Source organism: Thiobacillus sp., assembly GCA_024235835.1.
In the GTDB taxonomy this organism is placed as follows: Bacteria; Pseudomonadota; Gammaproteobacteria; order Burkholderiales; family Thiobacillaceae; genus PFJX01.
The window spans coordinates 873,631-889,461 of record JACKLQ010000001.1 but is presented as its reverse complement, the minus strand read 5'-3'; the positions used below and the strand labels follow the sequence as shown (position 1 = coordinate 889,461).

General features: G+C 64.5%; 19 protein-coding genes. 9 read left to right on the top strand and 10 right to left on the bottom strand.

All coding sequences use genetic code 11. The features are described 5' to 3' along the window. Positions 1-15: 15 nt before the first annotated feature. Positions 16-1,272, bottom strand: coding sequence for a U32 family peptidase (locus H6935_04320; GenBank protein MCP5277572.1), 1,257 nt, complete (start codon positions 1,270-1,272; stop codon positions 16-18). A gap of 10 nt (positions 1,273-1,282) precedes the next feature. Beyond that, positions 1,283-1,822: an NUDIX hydrolase gene (locus tag H6935_04315; GenBank protein MCP5277571.1), complete on the bottom strand. Its 540-nt coding sequence runs from the start codon at positions 1,820-1,822 to the stop codon at positions 1,283-1,285. Between the two features lie 117 nt (positions 1,823-1,939). Here H6935_04315 and H6935_04310 point away from each other — a divergent pair, with 117 nt between their 5' ends. The 5 genes from H6935_04310 to soxZ all read left to right on the top strand — a co-directional run bounded on the left by H6935_04310 (position 1,940) and on the right by soxZ (position 6,264). Continuing rightward, positions 1,940-2,833, top strand: a complete 894-nt coding sequence (locus tag H6935_04310) for a hypothetical protein (protein MCP5277570.1) — start codon at positions 1,940-1,942, stop codon at positions 2,831-2,833. Continuing rightward, on the top strand, positions 2,833-3,924 hold the full coding sequence (locus H6935_04305; protein ID MCP5277569.1) for a MoxR family ATPase: 1,092 nt from the start codon (positions 2,833-2,835) through the stop codon (positions 3,922-3,924). Before H6935_04310 ends, H6935_04305 begins: the two co-directional genes overlap by 1 nt. Then, positions 3,925-5,190, top strand: coding sequence for a hypothetical protein (locus tag H6935_04300; GenBank protein MCP5277568.1), 1,266 nt, complete (start codon positions 3,925-3,927; stop codon positions 5,188-5,190). Positions 5,191-5,429: 239 nt separating this feature from the next. Then, entirely contained in the window at positions 5,430-5,897 is a 468-nt protein-coding gene (soxY, locus tag H6935_04295; GenBank protein MCP5277567.1) for a thiosulfate oxidation carrier protein SoxY, read from the top strand. A gap of 52 nt (positions 5,898-5,949) precedes the next feature. Next, positions 5,950-6,264 (top strand): thiosulfate oxidation carrier complex protein SoxZ, encoded by a 315-nt coding sequence (gene soxZ, locus H6935_04290; GenBank protein ID MCP5277566.1) that lies wholly within the window; start codon positions 5,950-5,952, stop codon positions 6,262-6,264. A 49-nt stretch (positions 6,265-6,313) separates the two neighbouring features. On the opposite strand, the gene H6935_04285 is transcribed toward soxZ, so the two are convergent. After that, on the bottom strand, positions 6,314-6,955 hold the full coding sequence (locus H6935_04285) for an MBL fold metallo-hydrolase (GenBank protein ID MCP5277565.1): 642 nt from the start codon (positions 6,953-6,955) through the stop codon (positions 6,314-6,316). A gap of 194 nt (positions 6,956-7,149) precedes the next feature. Here H6935_04285 and H6935_04280 point away from each other — a divergent pair, with 194 nt between their 5' ends. The 3 genes from H6935_04280 to H6935_04270 are packed head-to-tail and all read left to right on the top strand — an operon-like array spanning position 7,150 to position 8,706. Next, positions 7,150-7,524: a cytochrome c gene (locus H6935_04280; GenBank protein MCP5277564.1), complete on the top strand. Its 375-nt coding sequence runs from the start codon at positions 7,150-7,152 to the stop codon at positions 7,522-7,524. A gap of 8 nt (positions 7,525-7,532) precedes the next feature. Continuing rightward, positions 7,533-8,150 (top strand): cytochrome b/b6 domain-containing protein, encoded by a 618-nt coding sequence (locus H6935_04275; GenBank protein ID MCP5277563.1) that lies wholly within the window; start codon positions 7,533-7,535, stop codon positions 8,148-8,150. Positions 8,151-8,154: 4 nt separating this feature from the next. Next, on the top strand, positions 8,155-8,706 hold the full coding sequence (locus H6935_04270; protein ID MCP5277562.1) for a diheme cytochrome c: 552 nt from the start codon (positions 8,155-8,157) through the stop codon (positions 8,704-8,706). Between the two features lie 9 nt (positions 8,707-8,715). Here H6935_04270 and H6935_04265 read toward each other — a convergent pair whose 3' ends face one another. Continuing rightward, a complete protein-coding gene (locus H6935_04265; GenBank protein ID MCP5277561.1) occupies positions 8,716-9,087 on the bottom strand; it encodes a hypothetical protein in 372 nt (123 codons plus the stop codon). Positions 9,088-9,151: 64 nt separating this feature from the next. Next, positions 9,152-9,343 carry a DUF2892 domain-containing protein gene (locus tag H6935_04260; GenBank protein MCP5277560.1) on the bottom strand — a complete coding sequence of 64 codons (192 nt, stop codon included), beginning with the start codon at positions 9,341-9,343 and terminating at the stop codon, positions 9,152-9,154. A 301-nt stretch (positions 9,344-9,644) separates the two neighbouring features. Here H6935_04260 and H6935_04255 point away from each other — a divergent pair, with 301 nt between their 5' ends. After that, positions 9,645-10,289, top strand: coding sequence for a PAS domain-containing protein (locus tag H6935_04255; protein ID MCP5277559.1), 645 nt, complete (start codon positions 9,645-9,647; stop codon positions 10,287-10,289). On the opposite strand, the gene H6935_04250 is transcribed toward H6935_04255, so the two are convergent. The 5 genes from H6935_04250 to H6935_04230 all read right to left on the bottom strand — a co-directional run bounded on the left by H6935_04250 (position 10,286) and on the right by H6935_04230 (position 15,758). Further along, entirely contained in the window at positions 10,286-10,948 is a 663-nt protein-coding gene (locus H6935_04250) for a Crp/Fnr family transcriptional regulator (GenBank protein ID MCP5277558.1), read from the bottom strand. The two genes, H6935_04255 and H6935_04250, sit on opposite strands and share 4 nt — an antisense overlap. Further along, on the bottom strand, positions 10,941-12,173 hold the full coding sequence (locus H6935_04245; protein MCP5277557.1) for a multifunctional CCA addition/repair protein: 1,233 nt from the start codon (positions 12,171-12,173) through the stop codon (positions 10,941-10,943). Before H6935_04245 ends, H6935_04250 begins: the two co-directional genes overlap by 8 nt. Positions 12,174-12,194: 21 nt before the next feature. Next, positions 12,195-13,178, bottom strand: a complete 984-nt coding sequence (locus tag H6935_04240; GenBank protein MCP5277556.1) for a complex I NDUFA9 subunit family protein — start codon at positions 13,176-13,178, stop codon at positions 12,195-12,197. Between the two features lie 78 nt (positions 13,179-13,256). Then, positions 13,257-15,086 (bottom strand): lytic transglycosylase domain-containing protein, encoded by a 1,830-nt coding sequence (locus H6935_04235; protein MCP5277555.1) that lies wholly within the window; start codon positions 15,084-15,086, stop codon positions 13,257-13,259. Between the two features lie 180 nt (positions 15,087-15,266). Then, positions 15,267-15,758, bottom strand: coding sequence for a glycine zipper 2TM domain-containing protein (locus H6935_04230; protein MCP5277554.1), 492 nt, complete (start codon positions 15,756-15,758; stop codon positions 15,267-15,269). Positions 15,759-15,831 lie beyond the last annotated feature (73 nt).

Below are 15,831 nucleotides of genomic sequence, written 5' to 3'. Positions count from 1 at the left end.
CTCCAGTCGTTCTGATCAATTCACGAAGCGGGCGATGAAGGCGCCATCGCAGCCGGCAGGCAGGGGGACTCGTACCCGATGGCCGCTGCCGGGGGCCACTTCCATGCTGTGGCCGTCCAGGTTGCGCATGGATTCCACCTGTACTTCCCGATTGCCGCTGGGATGGATGACCTCGATGCGGTCCCCCACTGCGAACCGGTTCTTCACCTCGACCTCCGCCAGGCCATCCGGGGCGTATCCCGTCAGGTCGCCCACATACAGGCTACGTCCGGATTCCGAATGGCCCCGTAGGTAGTTCTGGTACTCCCGGTCCGGGTGGCGCTCGAAGAAACCTCCCGTGTAGCCCCGGTTGGCCAGACCGTCCAGCTCGCCCACCAGTCGGGCATCCAGTGGGCGGCCGGCCAGGGCGTCGTCGGTGGCCTGGCGATAGGTCTGGCAGGTGCGGGCCACGTAGTAGGGGGACTTGGTGCGGCCTTCGATCTTGAGGGAGTCCACGCCCATTTCCACCAGGCGCTGCACGTGCTCGATGGCGCGCAGGTCCTTGGCGTTGAGGATGTAGGTGCCGTGCTCGTCCTCCTCCACGGGCATATAGCTGCCCTGGCGTTTCTCCCGCTCCTCCAGCAGGTAGATGTCGCCGCCGGGTTCCACCTGGGCGTTCTTCACGTTGAAGTCCCAGCGGCAGGAGTTGGTGCAGGTACCCTGGTTGCCATCCCGGTGGTTGAAGTAGCCGGACAGCAGGCAACGGCCGGAATAGGCGATGCACAGGGCGCCGTGGACGAAGACCTCCAGTTCCATGTCCGGGCATGCCTGGCGTATCTCCGCCACCTGGTCCAGGGAGAGCTCCCGGGACAGGATCACCCGGGAGATACCCAGTTTTTGCCAGAAGCGCACGGCGGCGTAGTTGACGGTGTTGGCCTGGACCGAAAGATGGATGGGCATGTGCGGCCAGGTCTCCCGGACCAGGTCGATGAGGCCCGGGTCCGCCATGATGAGGGCATCCGGCTTCTGGGCGATGACCGGGGCCATGTCCGCCAGGTAGGTGTTCACCTTGGCGTTGTGGGGGTAGATGTTGCTCACCACGTAGAACTGCTTGCCCCGGGCATGGGCGTAGTCGATGCCCGCGCCCAGGGCGTGCTCATCCCGGAAGCTGTTGTTGCGCACCCGCAGGCTGTAGCGGGGCTGGCCGGCATAGACCGCGTCGGCGCCAAAGGCCAGGGCTGTTTCCAGCATGGCCTGGGAGCCGGCGGGGGCCAGGAGTTCGGGGGGGGTCATGGCATTGAAGTCAGCGGGGCCTGTGGTAGATATTGCCCTCGAAAAGGGCAAAGGTACCGGCCCTGCGGTCAGCGAAGTAGCGCTCCAGGGTGTGCTGGACGGTGCGGAAGGCCATCTGTTCCCATGGAATGTCCTGTTCCGAGAACAATCGTGCTTCAAGACTTTCCTCGCCGTGGACGAAATCCAGGTGCAGCAGCCTGGCGCGGAACACCAGGTAGACCTGGTTGATATCCGGCAGGCTGATCATGGAATACAGGCCCAGCACGTCCACCCGGGCGCCTGCCTCCTCCAGGGTTTCCCGGGCGGCACCTTCCGCCGTGGTCTCGCCGTTCTCCATGAAACCCGCCGGCAGGGTCCAGAGGCCGTACTTGGGTTCGATGGCCCGGCGGCAGAGCAGAATCTTGTCTTCCCATTCCGGGATGCAGCCCACCACCATCTTGGGGTTCTGGTAGTGGATGGCGCCGCAGGACGGGCACACGTGGCGGAGTCGGTTATCGCCGGAGGGAACTTCAATGCTTAGCGGGCTGCCGCATTGGGAACAGAATTTCATGTTTGACGGCCAAGGCAGTTTGGGCGAAGTTTGCAGCAACTCCACTTTGCGGCATAGAAAAAGTGGTGAGTACCGGCCTGGCCGGTATTTCCTCTCTCTTAGTCAAGGCTTACGACGATGTATCCACGCTATTACGCCCTGCGCCGGGTCAACCCCTATCGGGGCGTGGTGGCAGTGGTGGACACGGGCGAAGCCACCGCCCACAGCTTCGATGGTGTGAGGTGGCAGCTGCGGGCAGACGACGGCTTCGGCCTGATGCGCCCCGTGGGGGTGTGGGAGGAAGGCGTCGGCCTCAGGGCCGGCCAGCCCGGCGCGGCGCCGGACCTCATGGCCGCCCTGGAGACCCACCCGCCACTTCCTTTTCCCATCTTCGACACCTGGGAACTCTGGCTGCTGCACCGGGAGACGGGTCAGCCCCTGGCCCTGGTGGGAACCGCGCGGGAGGCGGAGCCACGTCCGGAAAGCCGGGAGGTGCAGTGGTTGCCCTTCGTGCCCACCTATACCGGGTTTCATTCCCCTGCCTTGGCCGAGCGCGAAAGACGGGCCACCACGGCTGCGGGCGACCATGCTTCCCATCGCGAAATGCTGGCTCGCATTGTCAACCATGCCGCACGGCCACATGCCATGACGCAATGGTTCAAGCGGGATCAGGCGGGCGTGGGGCAGGGGACAGGAGGGGCACGGCTGCCCCACGAATGGCGCGGCCGGCAATTGCCGGCCCGGGACTTTCCCGAACTGCTGGTGCAGGAATCCTGGAATAGTCGACTGGAACAGTCGGTTATTGCCGATTATCATGCATGGCTGGCGCCCTTGCTCCTGCTCTGGCCCCGGCTGACCATGGAAAGCCGGGACCGGCTGGAAGCGCTGGCCTGTGAAAGACCCCGATGGCTCTTCCGCGTGCACCGCCTGCTGCCCCGGGTGGCGGACCCGGCCCGGCTCAACGCCGCCCTGGTGGCGGCCAGGCTGGAACTTGCCCAGGGTGAAATTGATGACAACTGGATAGAAAACTGATGCGTCCCTCCCATATCGAAACCATCCTCGACCGCGAGTTCCTGAGTTGCACCGAAGGCCACCATACGCCCGTCATGCTCTGGGGCCCTCCCGGGGTAGGCAAATCCCAGATCATCGCAGGCATCGCCAGGAAGCATGGCGTTCGCCTCATAGACATCCGCCTGTCCCAGATGGAACCCACGGATTTGCGCGGCATTCCATTCCGCACGACGGGTGAAAACGGCAAGGAGGTCGTGAAATGGTCGGTGCCGGACATGCTGCCAGATCCCGACAGCAAGGTGCCAGGCATCCTGTTCCTGGACGAGATCAATGCCGCTCCACCCACCGTGTCCGCCGCCGCCTACCAGCTCATCCTGGATCGCAAGCTGGGCGAGTACGAGATTCCCAAGGGCTGGGCTATCTTCGCCGCCGGCAACCGCCAGGGGGACCGGGGCGTCACCTACGCCATGCCCGCGCCCCTGGCCAACCGCTTCACACACTACGACGTGGAGGCCCATCTGGACGACTGGATAGGCTGGGCCCTGAACCACGGCATCGACGAGCGGGTGCTGGGCTTCCTGCGCTTCCGTCCCGACCTGCTGTTCAACTACGACGCCGCCCACAACCCCGTGGCCTTCCCCAGCCCCCGTTCCTGGGAATACGCCCACCGCGCCCTGCAGAAGTTCGGCGACCGCACGGACCTGCTGGGCGACGCGCTCCAGGCCTGCGTGGGCCAGGCCTGCGGCGTGGAACTGAAGGCCTTCATAGACAACCTGGAGAACCTGCCCGACATCGACGGCATCCTGGCGGGCACGGTGATGGACGTGCCCCGGGGCATCGACCTGCAATACGGCGTGGCCGCCGCCCTGGTGCGCCGGGCCCGGGAAAGCGCCGGCGACCCCGGCAAGCTGTCCAACATCCTGCGCTACGCCCGACACTACCCCCAGCGGGAGATGGGCGTGATGCTGGTCACTGACCTGCACCGGGCGGTGGGGCAGCCCCTGTTCAAGGTGCCGGAATTCGTGGAGTGGGCCAACAGCGTGGCGGAGTTGATGCTGTACGACTTCAAGCCACAAACGGGAGAAGGGGGAAGGGGGAAGGGGAAAGGGTAAATGGTGCCGGACATCGCCCAACTGGAAACCAAGCTGGCGGCCGCCCGTACCCGGCTGATCCTGGAAAAGCCTTTTCTCGGCGCCCTGGTGATGCACCTGCCTCTCAAGGCCGCGGACCCCAAGTGGTGCGAGACCACGGCCACGGACGCCAAGGCCTTCTACTACAACCCGGGTTACATCGCCCGCCTGTCCCTGGAGCAGACCCAGTTCGCCCTGGCCCACGAGGCCATGCACTGCGCCCTGTCCCATTTCAATCGGCGGTGCCATCGCGTTCGGCACCGCTGGGACGTGGCCTGCGACTACGCCGTGAACATGATCCTGGACGAGGAGCGCATGCAGCCTCCGGACGAGGCCCTAATGAACGCCTCCTACCGGGGCCTCACCGCCGAGGAGATCTACCCGCTCCTGCACGAGGATCCGCTGGAGAAGACCCAGGACATGCATCTGTTCGACAACGACACTTCCGACGGACAGGAGGGAGAGCCCCAGGAACAGGACATGGGCCAGGGCCAGGGGGAACAGCAGAGCGAGGACTCCGCGGACGGCGGCGGGGGCAAGCCCGAGGAACAGCAGGACACAGGCAATGACCCCCAGCAGGCCGGCGAAGCCCAGGATGCGCCGCCCCCGCCCCCCACGGACCCTGACAAGCTGGACGAACAATGGAAGAGTCGCCTGGCCGCCGCCGCCCAGGCCGCCCGCCAGGCCGGCAAGCTGTCCCAGTCCATGATGCGCCTGGTGGATGACCTGCTTTCGCCCCAGTTGCCCTGGCGCGCACTGCTGGCCCGCTACATGATGAATGCCGCCCGGGACGACTACAGCTTCCAGCGCACCTCCCGGCGGGAGGGGGAAGCCCTCATGCCCCGCCTATACAGCCAGAGCGTCAAGGCCGTGGTGGTCCTGGACACCAGCGGCTCCGTGACCCAGGAAGAATTGCAGGAGTTTCTCACGGAGATCGACGTGCTCAAGGCCCAGGTGCGGGCCGATGTCACCCTCCACGCCTGCGACGACAAGCTGGACCCCAGCGGCCCCTGGCGTTATGCCATGTGGGAGGCCATGACCCTGCCCGGGGAGATTTCCGGCGGCGGCGGTACCGATTTCCGGCCCGTGTTCGACTGGCTGGCGGCGGAACAGCTGAGTCCGGACCTGCTGGTCTATTTCACCGACGCCCAGGGCCGGTTCCCGGAAGCGGAGCCCCACTATCCCGTGATCTGGCTGGTGAAGGGCAAGTCCTCGGTGCCTTTCGGCACACGAATCCAGCTGAATTGACGATACGCAACTCCCGTTTTTTTTCATGGAAAATCGGCATGTTTCGTGTCAATGTTGCGTCCGCTCGTTCAGGTTCATTTGTACGGCAGCACGATAGGCTGAATATTCCAGGCTCTTTGTGCACCGGCGGATCCGTAACGGCGTTCTAGGGATTGCTCGTTGGCAGTTCCCGTCGCCATTCGGTGCAAGCCGAGGCGGGCATTTATGTAGATGGACCATTCATTATATGGAGAGAGTGCATGAACAACCTGCGTAGGAACGTACTGAAGGGCGCTGGCTCTGCTGGTGTGGTGGGCGTTGCCGTGATGGCTGGCCTGCTGAAGCCCGGCATGGCCTTCGCTGCCTGGAACAAGGCTGGGTTTGAAGCCAAGGACATGGGCGGAGCCATGGGCGCCATTGGTGGAGGCGGAGCTGCTGCCAGCGGCGACATCCAGGTGAAGGCCCCTGACATTGCCGAGAACGGTGCGGTGGTGCCGGTGGAGATCACCAGCAAGATTGCCGGGACCGATGGCATTGCCATTCTGGCGGAGAAGAACGGCTTCCCCCTGATTGCCGACTTCAAGCTGATGAACGGTGCGGAAGGGTACGTCTCCACCCGCGTCAAGATGGGTGCCACGTCCAACGTGGTGGCGGTGGTCACTGCGGGCGGCAAGACCTACAAGGCCCACAAGGAAGTCAAGGTCACCATTGGCGGCTGCGGCGGCTAAAAGCCCTGAACCCCTGAGACCTAGACCTTGAACTGAACACAGGAGAAACAACATGGCAGAACCCATGAAGATCCGCGCCTCCCTGAAGGGCGATGTAGCCGAAGTGAAGTGCCTGATGAACCACGTGATGGAGACCGGCCTGCGCAAGGACGCGAAGACGGGCCAGATGGTGCCTGCGCACCACATCACCAACGTGACGTGCACGGTGGGCGGCAAGCAGGTGATGGACGCCCAGTGGGGCGGCGGCATCAGCAAGAACCCCTACCTGGCGATCCGCGTGAAGGGTGCCAAGGCGGGTGACAAGGTGGTGGTGTCCTGGACCGACAACAAGGGCGACTCCAACACCGCCGACGCCACTATCGGCTAAGCATTGTCGTCACCTCGAAAAAGCCGGGCCTTGGTCCGGCTTTTTTATTTCATGGCGAGTGGTCACCCACGAAGGGATTGGTCCTGCGTTCCTGGCCGAAACTGCTCATGGGCCCGTGGCCGGGCACGAACCGCACATCATCCCCCAGGGGGAACAATTTGCCGCGTATGGCCTGGATCAGGGCACCATGGTTGCCCCGGGGGAAGTCGGTGCGGCCGATGCTGCCCTGGAACAAAACGTCCCCGACAAAGGCGAGCCGATCTGGATCGCTGAAGAACACCACGTGGCCGGGGGTATGGCCGGGGCAGTGGAGCACGTCCAGCATGAGGTCGCCCACCCTGACCCGGTCGCCATCATGGAGCCATTGGCTGGGCTGGAACGGGGCAATGGAGGGGAAACCGAACATCTGGGCCTGGCTGGAGAGCCCTTCGAACAGGAAGGCGTCTTCGATCTGGGGGCCCAGCACCGGCACCCCGGTCAGGGTGGAAATGGCGCCAGCGCCCCCCACGTGGTCAAGGTGGCCATGGGTGAGAAGGATCCTTTCCAGTCTGACGCCCTCTCGATCCACGGCCCGGAGCAGTATTTCCACGTCTCCACCGGGGTCGATGAGGGCTGCCTGGCCGGTGTTTTCGCACCAGATGAGGGAGCAGTTCTGCTGGTAGGGCGTGACTGGGACGATGAGGTGTTTCACGGTTGAACGACCTGGAGGCAGGATGGGACGCGGACGGTGGGGGGCTATGGCAGGCCCGCCAAATTATGTCTGCAACTTCGTCGGAATACGCGCCACAAATTGACAACGGCACGCGAGTGATGAGAGTCTGATGACCGAATAAGCGATAGTTATCAATGAGTTGTATTCGATTGAATTTTTCTCTGGAGACTGCCATGAAAGTCCTGATACCTGCCCTTGTAACCATCCTCACAGCCCTTTCCCTGCCGGCCCTGGCAGGCGATGCCACTGCCGGAAAGCAGAAGGCGGTTGGGTGCGTGGCCTGCCATGGCAACGATACCTTCGGGGGCGTTTTCTTCACCCTGCAACTGGCCGGCCGTGACGCGGACAAACTGCTGGTCAAGAGCAACAAATACAAGACTGGAAAGATCCTCCACCCCGTGATGAACCTAGCCACTGCCTTCTACACCGAGAAGGACCTGGAAGACATTTCCGCCTACTACCAATCCCTGGGCAAACCCGCCCTGAACCTGCCTTACATGCAGATCAAGGGGGATGACGAGGCCGCCCCCGCCGGCGCGGCAAAGTAACTCACCCCATGGCGCGGCTGAGCCTCATCCGGGAAAAGATCTATGACCCCGTGCTCAGGCTCATCCATCTCTGGATCGGCCTGTCGATCCTGCTGCTGCTGCTTGGCAGCCAGATCGCAAAGTGGATTGCCTTCACGCCGGAGGCGGTCATGCTCTGGCGTTTCCACGTCTGGTTGGGCTATGGCCTTTTGTTGGGATTGGTTGCGCGCATCGTATGGGCCGTCTACGGACCCAAGCATGCCAACTGGCGGCAGTTGTGGACATGGCGGGCCTGGCTGGCGGCTCTGCGCAACCGTACCTTCTTCACCGCGCCGTCCCGCTTCGGCCACCACCCCCTGGCCACGGCGGCCTATCTGGCTTTTTATGTCATGGCCATGGCCATGGTCGTTTCGGGACTTGCCCTGGCCGCGATAGATCAGGGCCAGGGGCCCTTGGTTACCTGGCTCGGACACCAGGTGTTGCTGAAGCCCTGGTTCCGTCTGCCCCACGATGTCCTGGAGGACTTGATCCTGGCCTTCGTACTGGTCCACGTTGCCGCCCTGATATTGCATGAGGCACGCCATCGCGTGCCGCTGGCCCAGGCCATGGTGAGCGGCTACCAGTATCGGGAAGACGATCAGCCATGACTGCATGGCTGGCAATGCCTCATCCCTGGAGGGCGACGTGGGTATGACGTGGCGGCACCTGTTCGTCCTCGTACTGGTACTGGTCGCCGCGGGCTTATGGATCAGCCACTCGCCCCAGGGGGATGAGGCCAGATTTCCCATGCCCGCCGGCAAGACTTACCTGGCGGAGTGCGGTAGCTGTCACACGGCCTTCGCGCCGGGGCTGTTGCCGGTGCGCTCCTGGCACAGGATGATGGACGAACTGGAGGAGCATTTCGGGGAGGACGCCACCCTGGATGAGCCCCAGCACCTCGCCATCCTCAAGGAATTGGAAACCCTGGCCGCCGATGGCAGCTACGCAGACCAGCGCATGCGCCGCATCAGCGAGGCCATCAAACCAGCCGCCCAGCCCCAGCGCATTTCCGAAACGCCTTATTTCAAGTACACCCACGACGAGGTGCCCCAGGGATTCTGGAAGCGCAAGCGGGTCGGGACGCCTTCCAATTGCCTGGCCTGCCACCCCCGCGCCAACGAGGGGCGTTACGACGAACGGGAAGTGCGGATACCGAAGGAATAGGTCAGTGGGTTAGTCGCCAAAAAGACGATCCAGGTCCGAGCGTGGATTGCCTTTATCTGTGCCTGAGTTCGAATCCATGCCGGCACCCCCCCCAAACAGGGCGTCCAGGGCGTGGCGGGAGTCCTTCTTGGGCGGGCTGGCGGGCGAGCACTTGGCAGCCAGGGCCTGGAACCATTCGCAGAAATTGGCCCGGGACTTGTCCTTCACTTCCTCGGCCATGGTTTCCCGGCACTGCTTCGCCTTGCCAGGGTCGTAATGACGGCACATGCGGCAGACATGCAATTCGGCATGGCAGGCATCGCACTCTGCGCGCCTTCCCAGGGGCTGGGGCAGGCGGCTGACATCGGCTCCGCATTTCCAGCACACCAACTGGCCTGTCATGGCATCTCCCGGTGGAAATCTTCCTTTCCTGGCGGACCTGGGGTCCGCCCAGGAAAAGGGGAACTCAGTTCTTGGTGCCGCAAGTGTTCATGCCCAGGATGGGATAGACGGGACAGAACTTGACCAGGCCCGTGGCCAGGGGCACCACGCCGATCCACGCCCAGACCGGACCGCCCAACAGCGCCGCCCATAGGATCAGGGCCGCGCCCACCAAGATGCGTAGCACACGATCGATACCGCCAACATTTGCTTTCATGCCATTCCTCCTACGATCCGTTGCGAAATTGCTCCCAGGGAAGCGAGGCAAAGTTACTGGTATTTAGACCGTGATTATGTGACTTAGGTTACATGACTAAAAAAATCGGGTTTTATGGCTTACAACTAAGAAAACCAGCTAGAAAAATAGGGATTTCCCTGATGATGCGAGTCATTCATTACGGATAACCTTATCTATGTAGCTGATTACATGGAAGAAGGAGAACAGGTCGATGTCTCACGGCGCCTCTAGCGCGTTTCTCTCCCCGGAAATGGTCCAGGCCCTGGATTGGGTACCGGCCATGATTTGGGTGTCAGACCTGTCCGGCGCATGCTGCCATGTCAATCTGGCGTGGCAGGAATTCACTGCGCGGGGCATCGAGGAAAGCCAGGGGGACGGTTGGCTGTCGGCCATGCATCCGGAGGATGCGGAAGCCTGGCCGAAGATGATCCGCCAGGCCATCCAGGCCCGGGAGCCCTTCGTGCTGGAATGTCGCCTGCGGCGCCGTGACGGGCGCTATCGCTGGTTGATGAAGTCTGGCCAGCCCATTTATGGCGACAAGGGCAAGATGCTGGGGTTCATCGGCTGCTGCAGTGACGTCACGGGCCAGAAGCAGGCGCTTGATGCACTGCGCCAGGCTACGGACAAACACCGATCCGTGCTGACCAACCTGCGGGACGCGGTGGGCATCATCGAGAATTTCCTGCGCACGGAAGAGCCAGTCACGCCGGTCAAGCAGGATGACCGCCTTACACCCAGGCAGCGGGAGATCCTGCATCTCATCGCCCGGGGCTTTGCCACGCGGGAGATCGCCACCCAGCTGCATGTCAGCACGAAGACCGTTGAGAGCCACCGGGCCCAACTCATGCAGCGGTTGAATATCCACGACGTGGCGGGCCTGACCCGCTACGCGATCCGCACCGGCCTGGTTCAGCCTGACTTTTAAGCCGGGCCAGCCAGGCTTCTCAGCCTGGCCGCATCCAGGACCTCGATACGTTCCCGTCCCAGGGCGACCATGCCCTGGTCCTCGAACTGCCGCAGCAGGCGGGAGATGATCTCGCGCACGCTGCCCAGTTCGTCCGCGATGGCCTGGTGGGAGGCCCCCGCACGGGGTGCGTGGTCCACTAGCCAGGCTGCCAGGCGCTGGTCCAGCTTGTGGAAGGCCACTTCTTCCACCAGTTGCATGAGTCCGGCGATGCGCTCCGTGAACAGTTGGAAGACCCATTCCCGGAAGGGAGGATGTTCGTTCAACAGGCGCATGAACAGGGGCCTGGGCAGGGCCAGGGCCTGGAGGTCGCTTTCCGCGACCCCCGTGGCGGAATAGGCGGCGCCCCCCAGCAGGCAGCCCACGGTGACGATGCAAAGCTCGCCGGGATGCACATGGTAGAGGCGGATTTCCCTGCCGTTCTCCGCCCGCTTGATGACCTTGACGCGGCCATCCAGGACCAGGGGCAGGGCCTGACAGGCGCTGCCGATGTCGAAAAGGGTGGTGCCGTTGGCGATGGACAGGGGCAACAGCTGCGCTTCCACCTCCTGTGCCAGGGTCGGAGGCAGGTCAGCCAGGGCGGGAAAGCGGCTCAGTAGCAGGGTCTCGACTTCAGCCATGGCCGGACAGGGATCCTTCCCGGGCGGGTTTCAGGGCGGCCAGGCGGGCGGCCCGCACGGCCGCGGGCACTTCTGCCTTGTCGCCGGCCCGCGCCGCCACGGCGCCGGCATCCACGGACCGCACCACCTCCAGGGCATGGAGCAGGAAGTCCGCCTGGGGGAAAGGCTGGTTTTCATGGCCAGGCCTGCCATGGAAGTCCGCTGCGCAGGCCTGCAGCATCTGGCCAAAACGAGCCGGGCGGCGCAAGGCATCGGTCCTTTCCAGTAATTCAAGAAGCTCCTCCGGCGCCAGTTGCCGGGCTTGATGGATGGGACCGTGCCATTCCGCCACGCCCCGGGCAAGTTCGGTGCATTCCCTGGGCACCCGCAGCCGCTGGCCGATGGCATCCACCGGCGCTACACCCAGGGGCCCATGGCCCGGGTGGTCGGGCCATCTAGCCTGCGGAGTCAGTCCCTTGCCCAGATCGTGCAGCAGGGCGGCCCAGCGCACGGGGAGTTCATGACCGGCAACCGCCGACTGGTCGATGGCCCGCAGCACATGCGCTCCTGTATCCACTTCCGGATGGACGGCAGGGTCCTGGGGAATGCCGAAAAGGCGGTCCAGCTCCGGCAGGATGCGGGCCAGGGCACCACAGTCCCGCAGTACGCCGATCATCCTGGAAGGGTGTCCTTCCATGAGGCCCCGGGCGAGTTCCTGCCAGGTGCGCTCGGGTACCAGGGCATCCACTTCCCCTTCCGCCACCATGCGTCGCATCAGTGCCAGGGTTTCCGGGGCCAGCCTGAAATCGGGAAAGCGGGCGGCGAATCGGGCCACCCGCAGGATGCGCACCGGGTCCTCCACGAAGGCCTCGCTGACGTGGCGGAGCACCTTGGCCGCCAGGTCGGCTTGGCCGCCGTGGGGGTCGACGATTTGGCCCTGGCCGTCTTCCGCCAGGGCATTGATGGTGAGATCCCGCCGCCGCAGGTCATCTTCCAGGCTGACATCCGGCGCGGCGCGGACGGCGAAGCCCTTGTAGCCCCTGGCCGTTTTCCGTTCCGTGCGGGCCAGGGCATATTCCTCCTGGGTGTCCGGATGCAGGAATACCGGAAAGTCCTTGCCCACGGGCCGGAATCCCAGGCGAGTCATGTCCTCCGGCGTGGCGCCCACCACCACGAAATCCCGGTCCTGTACAGGCAGGCCCAGCAAACGGTCGCGTACTGCACCACCCACTGCATAGACGCTGATGTGGGGTGGGAACTCCACGCCCTAGCGCCCCGCGCGGGCCCGGTGGTGCTGGTAGGCCCGCCTGGGACCATGTTCGCTGAGGTAGCCGATGACGCTTTCCAGGTCAGTGTTGCAGGGGAAGGGCGAGGAATGTCCCGGCAGGCAGACATTGTCCTTGAGCATGGCGTAGTGGTTGTCCCGGGTCATGATCTTGCGTCCGGGTTTCAGTTCCATCATGCGCGCAAACCAGTAAGAAGCGGTGGCGCCCAGGGGCAGCACCCAGCGCCGCATGCCCAGCTGCCGGGCAGTCAGGCGCACCAGCTCGGCCAGGGCATAGACCTTGGGACCGCACAGGCTGTAGGTCTGGCCCTCGCTTGCGGGCATGTCCAGTGCATCGGCGAAGGCGCGGACCACGTCGCCCACGTAGACCGGCTGGAAACGGGACCCGCCCCCGGCCAGGGGCACCATGGGGCTGAAGCGCAACAACCTGGAGAACAGGGTCAGGAAGCTGTCGCCCGGGCCGTAGATCACGGAGGGGCGGAAGATGGTGAACCGCAGCCGTCCCCCCGCTTCCCGCACCACCGCCTCGCCGGCGGCCTTGCTGCGCTGGTAGGCGCTGGGGGAAGCGGCATCGGCCCCCAGGGCGCTCATGTGGACCAGACGGGGCACCCCGGCGGCCAGGCAGGCCTGGACGATCTTGCGTGGCAGTTCCACGTGGGCGTAATGGAAGCTGCCCCGTTCCTGCCGCTGGATGTCATGGCCGGACGCGGCGGTTTCGTGCAGCAGGCCCACAAGGTTGATCACCGCGTCGACGCCCTCCAGAAGGGCCTTCATCACGTCCACGTCGTGAGCGTTGGCCTGAACCACCTCCACGGAGGGCATCACCGCCAGATCCTTGGCCCACTCCCGCCGCCGCGCCGGGACCACCACCCGGTAGCCCCGGGAGACTAAATGGGCGACGAGGTGATGGCCGACGAAGCCGCTGCCTCCCACCACGCAGATGGTCTTGCTGGATTTCTGTGTCATATCCGTTGGATGGACGTTTGAATGCCGCAATTTTATTGAAGGCACCCGCCGCTGTCTCACTCCCGGTGACAGGCCCCGTCAGCCCGGGTCGGCCTCGACCTCGCTGGCGACCGGAGGCGGTTCCCGAATGCGGGCGGGGATGACGCCCAGCCTGTCCTTCAGGGGGCGGGTCTCGCCACCGAAGCGGCTGCGGTAGAACATGGCGTTGGCCATCACCCGCTTCACATAGTCCCGGGTTTCCTGGAAGGGGATGCTTTCCACGTAGATGGCCCCCTCCAGTGGAACCTCCGCCTGCCAGCGCCGGGCCCGGTTCGGTCCAGCGTTGTAGCCAGCGGTGGCCAGGACCGGGGACTGGTCCAGGGATTCGTAGATGCGCTTGAGGTAGTAGGTGCCGAAACGGATATTGGTGTCCGGCTTGCCCACGTTGTTGTGGGCGTTGCGGTCCAGGCCCATCTGCCTGGCGATCCACTTGGCCGTGGCGGGCATGATCTGCATGAGGCCCTGGGCCCCCACCCGGGACTTGGCATAGGCCACGAAGCGGGATTCCTGGCGGATGAGGCCGAACACCCAGGCCTCGTCCAGGCCGTTTTCCTGTGCGTAGGCGGAAGCCAGGTCCCGGTAGGGCGAGATGTAGCGCAGGTCGAAGTTGTGTTCCTGCCTGGTGAGGTTGGCGGCGGCGATGGCCCGGTCGTGCCACTCGTTGCGCAGGGCCAGTTCCGCCGCCGCCAGCAACTGGCGGTCGCTCATGCCACGCAGGGCCCGGTTCCACTCATCCAGGGCATCCGCCGGCAGGTCCATCTTGCGCAGGAGCAGGGCCCTTTGCAGGGCCGGATGGGTTTCGGCCTCCAGCAGGTCCTCGGGCGTCACGCGGTAGAAGGGCGGCCGTGCCTCCAGCCGGGGTGGGAGTTCCTCCAGGGCCAGCAGGCCGTAGTAGTCGTACTCCTGGGAAAGGTGGGCGAACAGGGTGTTGGCCGGGAACATGGCATCCATGGCCTTCAGGGCGCGGGCTTTCCAGTAACGCCACCCGGCCTCCTCCTGCATTGGGGACGGCATGGCCTGGATCACCCGGTAGACCTCCTGCCACATGCCTGCCCGCAGGGCGGCCCTGGCCCGCCAGGTGGCCTGCAGTTCGCTGTGGGCCGGTACATCGGGCGGACCGGAACGGGCAAACCATTCCAGGGCCCGGGGATCGTGCTTGCGGGCCCCATGCATGCCGATCTGGCCCCAGCCGTAGCGCTGCTCGGCCTCGGGGTACCTGGCGGCTTGGGACTCCCAAATCCGGGCCGCACCGGGCGGGTCCAGCCTGGCGAATAGGGTCAGGGCATAGAGGGCAGCCTCCCGCTGGGCGCGACGATCCGAGCCTTTCTGGATGAGTTCGTCGCCATGGCGCTGGGCCATGGCCAGGGCATTGGCATCCATGCGCTCGTCCGCCGGCAACTGACTGTCCAGGTGGCGCGCCAGGCCGACGCTGTTGTTGGCCAGGGCCAGGCGAAGGCGCTGATATCGGTCTTCCTGGGTGAGGAGCCCCTGGGCAAACAGGCTCGAGAACAGAGGATCGCAGCCCGAGGGCATGTCCTTGTCAGTCTGCCAAAGGGAGCGGCCTTCCTGGGCGGCCCGGGGGTCTCCCTCCCTCAGGCGCAGGTGTATCTCGTAGCAGGCCAGTTCCTGGGGCGGGCGAGGAATCGCGCGGTACTGGGCACGAAAGGCCGGCCAGTTCTCCGCCAGGGCATAGAGGCCGGCCATCTCGACGCGGAGCCGGTCTGCCAGGGGGCTGTCGGGGTAGGCGTCGATGAAGGCCTGCAATTCATCCGGCGTGGCGTTGTCCGCCTTCAGTTGCCAGTAGCGGATGTAGGGCCTCAGAAGATGGTCCTGAGGGATGCTCCGGGCGAACCGTTCGAACCGATCCATGCGCCCTTTCTGGTAATGCTCCCGGGCATTCATGAAGTCCGATTCCACCGAAGCCGGCGCGGTGGTTGCCAAAGTGAACAACAGCAGAAAACAGAAAGCCCGGCGAAAGTGCACGCTTTTGAACTTGGTTGAGAAAAGCGTGCACTCTACCGGCTGGAAGGGGCCGGTTCAAACCGGCGTCTAGAATTTCTCCGCCAGGCTCACGTTCACCCGCACCTTGACCCTGGGGCCCGGGTCATAGGGCATGAAGGCGTGGTATTCGCGGCCGTTGTAGCGGTACGCCACGTTGTAGCCCGTGAGCCGCTGGCTCCAGTTGTCCGTGACGCTGCAACGCTCTTCGTAGATGGGCCGGCGGCTGGTGCGGACCTCGTTTCCGTCGTTGTCGATGCGGTCGCCGGTGATGGCGCCCGTGGCGGCACCCACGGCCGTGGCCACGCTGCGGCCGTTGCCCTTGCCGATGGTATTCCCGAGCAGGCCGCCGACGATTCCCCCCAGGATGGCGCCGCCATACTCCCGTTCGCCGGAACGGACGTGCTCGTAGCCCACCCGCTCGCTCCAGCACTCGCGCCGAGGTTCGTTGACGCGTTCATAGACAGGGGTGCTGGAGACGACCCAGGCGGTGTCCCGGAAACCTTCCGCCATGCCGGGCATGGCCTGCAGCAGGCCGAGCATCAGGGTGGGGATAAGAAGTTTTTTCGTGGTGGTCATGGTGTGCTCCTGTTTACCTCGATTCGTCCAATGCTTG

Bases quoted from the DNA above. Each gene is read 5' to 3' on its own strand.
- H6935_04265 (MCP5277561.1), bottom strand. From the start codon at position 9,087: ATGACAGGCCAGTTGGTGTGCTGGAAATGCGGAGCCGATGTCAGCCGC.
- H6935_04235 (MCP5277555.1), bottom strand. From the start codon at position 15,086: ATGGATCGGTTCGAACGGTTCGCCCGGAGCATCCCTCAGGACCATCTT.
- soxY (MCP5277567.1), top strand. From the start codon at position 5,430: ATGAACAACCTGCGTAGGAACGTACTGAAGGGCGCTGGCTCTGCTGGT.
- soxZ (MCP5277566.1), top strand. From the start codon at position 5,950: ATGGCAGAACCCATGAAGATCCGCGCCTCCCTGAAGGGCGATGTAGCC.
- H6935_04280 (MCP5277564.1), top strand. From the start codon at position 7,150: ATGAAAGTCCTGATACCTGCCCTTGTAACCATCCTCACAGCCCTTTCC.
- H6935_04275 (MCP5277563.1), top strand. From the start codon at position 7,533: ATGGCGCGGCTGAGCCTCATCCGGGAAAAGATCTATGACCCCGTGCTC.
- H6935_04305 (MCP5277569.1), top strand. From the start codon at position 2,833: ATGCGTCCCTCCCATATCGAAACCATCCTCGACCGCGAGTTCCTGAGT.
- H6935_04240 (MCP5277556.1), bottom strand. From the start codon at position 13,178: ATGACACAGAAATCCAGCAAGACCATCTGCGTGGTGGGAGGCAGCGGC.
- H6935_04310 (MCP5277570.1), top strand. From the start codon at position 1,940: ATGTATCCACGCTATTACGCCCTGCGCCGGGTCAACCCCTATCGGGGC.
- H6935_04270 (MCP5277562.1), top strand. From the start codon at position 8,155: ATGGCTGGCAATGCCTCATCCCTGGAGGGCGACGTGGGTATGACGTGG.
- H6935_04250 (MCP5277558.1), bottom strand. From the start codon at position 10,948: ATGGCTGAAGTCGAGACCCTGCTACTGAGCCGCTTTCCCGCCCTGGCT.
- H6935_04255 (MCP5277559.1), top strand. From the start codon at position 9,645: ATGATTTGGGTGTCAGACCTGTCCGGCGCATGCTGCCATGTCAATCTG.
- H6935_04300 (MCP5277568.1), top strand. From the start codon at position 3,925: ATGGTGCCGGACATCGCCCAACTGGAAACCAAGCTGGCGGCCGCCCGT.
- H6935_04260 (MCP5277560.1), bottom strand. From the start codon at position 9,343: ATGAAAGCAAATGTTGGCGGTATCGATCGTGTGCTACGCATCTTGGTG.
- H6935_04320 (MCP5277572.1), bottom strand. From the start codon at position 1,272: ATGACCCCCCCCGAACTCCTGGCCCCCGCCGGCTCCCAGGCCATGCTG.
- H6935_04230 (MCP5277554.1), bottom strand. From the start codon at position 15,758: ATGCTCGGCCTGCTGCAGGCCATGCCCGGCATGGCGGAAGGTTTCCGG.
- H6935_04315 (MCP5277571.1), bottom strand. From the start codon at position 1,822: ATGAAATTCTGTTCCCAATGCGGCAGCCCGCTAAGCATTGAAGTTCCC.